Origin of the sequence: Albidovulum sp., from assembly GCF_049646345.1 — a bacterium.
Classification (GTDB): Bacteria; Pseudomonadota; Alphaproteobacteria; order Rhodobacterales; family Rhodobacteraceae; genus Albidovulum.
On the sequence record NZ_JBARVQ010000785.1, the window covers coordinates 1 to 5,109 of the forward strand.

Here is a 5,109-nt window from a genome sequence, read left to right on the forward strand (position 1 = left end):
GCCCCGCCGGGTCGCGGTCGATGGCGATGTAGAGGCGCTGCAACCCTGCAGGCAGCAAGACGGCTCCGAGGTGACCCGACGAGAGCGCAGCCCAGACGGGCAAAGAAGGCGCCGCCTCGCGGACGGACAGCATGGTCTCGATGCCTTCACCCAGCACGAGGGTTTGATCTGCCGGGTCGATCCGGACGGCATTTCCGAGGAGGTGACCCATAGCCCGCCGCGGTGTGTCAACCGCCGCCTTGTCCTGTCCCTCAGGTGCAAGCCAAGTGCGATGCACGCCCTGCAAGGCCACTGCCCCATCGGTGACCGCGGCGATCATCGCAGGTCTGGGCACAGGCTTGGTCTGGCCCTCATCCCGATGCCAGCACTTCGGGTGGAAGCGCAGGGCCGCGCTCGGCACCGCTTTGGTGATGCCCCGGGTGCGCAAGTAGGCTTCTGCCAGAGACCCCGCCAAAGGCAGCGAAGCCGCAAACAAGCGCGCCGCTGCTTCTGGCGTACCCGAGGGGGATTTTCGGCTGCGCGGGGAATTGGCATCCGGGAGAACCGGCTGCGGACGGCCAAGATGCGCGCGGGCCTCGGCCAGAAGATCGGGAAAGCGGGTGATCCCCGTGCGTTCGCGGATGATGTCGAGGAGATCGCCATGTTCACCGGTCGCGCTGTCGGTGAATTTTCCGGCGGCACCGCCCCCCGAAGTGGGACCAGTCAGCCTGACAAACAGCGATCTACCTGGATTGTTCTGCAGATCGCCGACCATCCAGTAGGAACCTTCCCGCCTCCCGGCGGGAAGATAGTGACGGCAAACGCTTTCGGCATTTTGCGAAAGATCCCGCAGCAGATCTTCTGTTTCCAATGACATGGCACACACGATTAACAACCTTTGCGTGCATGTAGACCCTGGATGGGGAAACGTGCAAGCAGCTGATCGAGCACTTTCACACCGCCGGAATCCGTCGAACAGAAGAGCCGCAGCTTCCAGGCGATGATTTCCGAGAAGAAGCCATCAGCCTTGAGCCGGTCCTTCGCCGCTTCCGTGAACCCGGAGAGCTCGATCCGGTTCACCCCCATGACGCGGGACCGGTGCAACTCCATTCCTTCTGCCAGCCGCACCACGGTCTTGGCGTCCAGAACGAGGGCATGGACCTGCGCCGCCGTGAGCTTCGGTGCGTCGGCCGCCAGCGTGGTCGCGACCCAGGCGGGTGAGACGCGGCGGCCGATGATGCGTTGGCCGTCATCAGTTTGGAGCCGGTAGACGCGGGTTTCTTCCTGCGGCAGCTGCTTCCAGATTGGCAGCAGAAGGCCAGCGACGATGTGCAGCGTGGCTTCCGAGAACTCCGGCACCTCAGCCAGTTCTGCGGTCCAGGCGGCGGCGAAGGCCGTGCGGTCGGCTTCCAGCCAATGGGTGTCCTCCTTCATCTTGACCGGGAACGTGTGGGTTTCCGTTGGCCGGATCAGCCGCAAGCGGGGCTCAATGGTGCCATCGTCGAGCATCAGGCTGGTAGCGGGCACCTGCACGGCCGCACGCCCCGAGCGGCTGTTGACCAATAGCCGCGCCTTCGGGTCATCCAGCCAGTCCAGCGCATCGGCCAAGGAGATTGGGGCATTGCGGATCTTCTGCGCGATGGTCAGAAGCTGGGTTTCGGCACCAGAGCCGGGATGGGTGTAGATCACCCGCGCCTCCGTGACGCGGAAGCTCTCGGCGCGCAGGGTCTCGAGCCCGAGGTCGTAGACCCCGGCGGCGATGGCGCCTTCGATGCGCTGCGCCAGAAGCTCCTCGAAGGCAGTAAACAGGATGCCCTGCATCGCAATCGTCAGCGCCAGCAGGCGATTGAGGAAAGTCGTGATCGGGGGCAGATCGTCCTTCAGACCGTTGTCATCTGTGAGGCTGAGTCCGGTCGCATCCTCGAAAGCCAAGAGCGAGCAACCCGGCACGTCACCGCGATAGAGTTTGCGGTAAAGCTGACGCAAAGCATCGCGGGCGTAAGGACTCTCGAGGTTGTCTTCCGGGCGGAACAGCCCCTGACCGCCGGTCTGGCGCTGACCCCGCGTGATGGCACCGAGCGTGTCGAGGCGGCGCGCGATGGTCGACAGAAACCGCTTCTCCGCCTTCACATCGGTGGCCACAGGCCGGAACAGCGGCGGCTGCGCCTGATTGGTGCGGTTGGTGCGGCCCAAGCCTTGGATGGCGGCATCGGCCTTCCAGCCGGGTTCCAGAAGGTAGTGGACACGCAGACGCCGGTTTTTCGCGCCGAGATCGGCGTGATAGCTGCGCCCCGTGCCACCAGCATCTGAGAAGATCAGGATGCGCTTCTGATCATCCATGAAGGCCGCTGTCTCCGCGAGGTTGGCAGACCCTGCCCGGCTTTCGACGATAAGGCGCGCGGCAGGACCGTCGCCCTTTCGCACGATGCGGCGCGAACGGCCTGTGACCTCGGCCACGAGGTCGGTGCCGAAGCGCTGGACGATCTGGTCAAGCGCCCCCGGCACGGGCGGCAGGCCGGCCAGCTTTTCGATCAGCGCATCGCGCCTGCGGGCGGCTTCGCGGCATTCGACCGGCTGGCCGTCCCGTACCACGGGTCGAGACGAGAGATTGCCCTCACTGTCGGTGAAGGGCTCGTAGAGCTGAACCGGGAAGGAATGGGCGAGGTAGTCCAGGACGTATTCCCGAGGCGTGATGTCGACGCGGATGTCGTTCCATTCGTCGGTCGGGATCTCCGAGAGGCGGCGCTCCATCAGCGCTTGGCCGGTTGAGACGATCTGGATGACAGCCGTATGGCCCGCCGCCAGATCGGCCTCGATGGACGCGATCAGCGTGGGGGTCTTCATCGAGGTCAGAAGGTGACCGAAGAAACGCTGCTTGGCGGACTCGAAGGCCGAGCGTGCGGCGGACTTGGCCTGCCGGTTCAGCGTTCCGTTCTCTCCCGTGATGTTGGCGGCCTCCATCGCAGCCGCGAGGTTGTTGTGGATGATGGCGAAGGCCCCGGCATAGGCATCGTAGATGCCGCGCTGCTCGGGGCTGAGCGCATGGACCAGCATCTCGTATTCGACGCCGTCATAGGAGAGCGAACGGGCGGTGTAGAGGCCAAGAGACCGCAGGTCGCGGGCCAACACCTCCATGGCGGCGACTCCGCCCGCCTCGATGGCCTCAACGAACTCGGCGCGGGTCGCGAATGGGAAATCTTCGCCGCCCCAGAGGCCGAGCCGCTGCGCATAGGCGAGGTTGTGAACTGAGGTCGCCCCGGTGGCCGAGACATAGACCACCCGCGCATTCGGCAGCTTGTGCTGCAGGCGGAGGCCTGCCCTGCCTTGCTGCGAAGCCTCAGTGTCGCCACGCTCGCCTTTGCTGCCTGCGGCATTGGCCATCGCGTGGCTTTCATCGAAGATGATTACACCATCAAAGTCGACCCCTAGCCAGTCCGCGATCTGTTCGACGCGGGATTTCTTGGCGCCCCGTTCCTCGGAACGCAGCGTGGCATAGGTGGTGAATAGGATGCCCTCGGTCAGCTGGATGTCGCGGCCTTGCGCAAAGCGCGACAGAGGCGTCACCAGAAGACGCTCCTGGCCAAGGGCAGACCAGTCGCGTTGTGCATCCTCGAGAAGCTTGTCGCTTTTCGAGATCCAGAGCGCTTTACGGCGGCCTTGGCTCCAATTGTCGAGCAAGATGCCAGCCGACTGGCGGCCCTTGCCCGCCCCTGTGCCGTCACCAAGAAAGAACCCGCGCCTAAAGCGGATGGCGTCAACAGCATCGTCCGGCGCGGCCGAGACCGTGTCGCCGGTTTCATCGACGGTCCAGGATCCCGCGAGATACGCGCCGTGCGCTTCACCAGCGTAGATCACGGTCTCCAGCTGCGCGTCGGAGAGAAGGCCATCGCGCAGCACGGCAGAGGGCAGCTTCGGGCGGTAGGAAGGTTTTGGGGGCGCGACCGAGGCCATGGCCGCCGATTGCACCAGCTTGGTCGGGTGCGGTTCCGCCCCAGGGATTACGATCGCCTGCAGGCGGAAGGTCTCATAAATGGCATCCGACAGGCGCGCAGTATCATCGTTGTCGCGCCCCTCGCGCAGGGTGTAGGCGAGGTCTTCAGCCTCGATCTTAGCGATTTCTTGCGCGGGTTGGGCCGCAGAAGTCGCGCGAGATATGCCGATGGCCTTGCGCGTGGAGGGGGCAGAGTTTCCCGCGAAGAGGGAAGAACGGCTCTGACTTGCCGTTGCGGCCTGATCCGACTCAAAGCGCGGCGGAACTTCGGCAGTGATCCGGGAGAGGAGATGCGCTACATCCGAAGCCATTGGCTGACGCAGGTCAGCGGTGACGCCACCCATCTCGCCACCACGGCATTTGTCGAAGACCGAAATCCGGGTCTCAAAGCTGGTGCCGTGCTTGGCGAAGGCAGCACCAGACACAGCGCCTGTGAAGACGAGATGTGCGGTTTCGGTCAGGCGGACGAAGGTCTCGGCCCAGGCCGTGGCATCGGGCGCGAAACCGGCACCTGTGATGGCGACCAGCCGTCCACCAGGGGCCAGCCGGGCAAGCGCCGAGCGCAGATGCCGCGCCGTCGCTTCGGTGTTGCGGCCATCGACATTGGCCACAGCCGAGAACGGAGGGTTCATCAGGATGACGCTCGGGCGAAGCCCCGTGTCCAGATGATCGTCGATTTGCGCGGCGTCGAAACGGGTGACGGAGCGGCCAGGAAACAGCAGACGCAAGAGATCAGCGCGGGTTTCAGCGAGTTCATTCAAGGCCAGAGCGCCGCCTGCGATTTCGGCCAGAATGGCAAGAAGCCCCGTTCCGGCCGAAGGCTCGAGGACCAAGTCCGCGTGGGTGATCTTTGCGGCGGCCAAGGCCGTAAGCCCCATGGGCAGCGGCGTCGAGAATTGCTGGAATCGCTCCATTTCTTCAGACCGCCGCGTATGGGTTGGCAGAAGCCCCGAAACTTTGGCGAGGATCGGCATCAGTGCGTCAAGTGATCCAGCCCGCGCCAGCAGGGCGCGGCCGAATTTCCGCAGGAAGAGGACAAGTGCCACCTCGCCCGCCTCATAAGCCAGCTTCCAATCCCAGGCGCCTGTCGCATCGGAGCCACCGAAGGCGCGCTCCATCTCAAGCCGCAGGCGCAGCGC

The 5,109-nt window shown here is 64.7% G+C and carries 2 protein-coding genes; both read right to left on the reverse strand.

The window, feature by feature from the left end:
- Positions 1–856, reverse strand: an 856-nt coding sequence (locus WBB85_RS20680; protein ID WP_432640472.1) for a DUF7146 domain-containing protein, incomplete at its 3' end; no start/stop codon positions are given.
- An 11-nt stretch (positions 857–867) separates the two neighbouring features.
- Positions 868–5,109: strawberry notch-like NTP hydrolase domain-containing protein (locus WBB85_RS20685; protein ID WP_432640473.1), on the reverse strand; the 4,242-nt coding region annotated here is incomplete at its 5' end.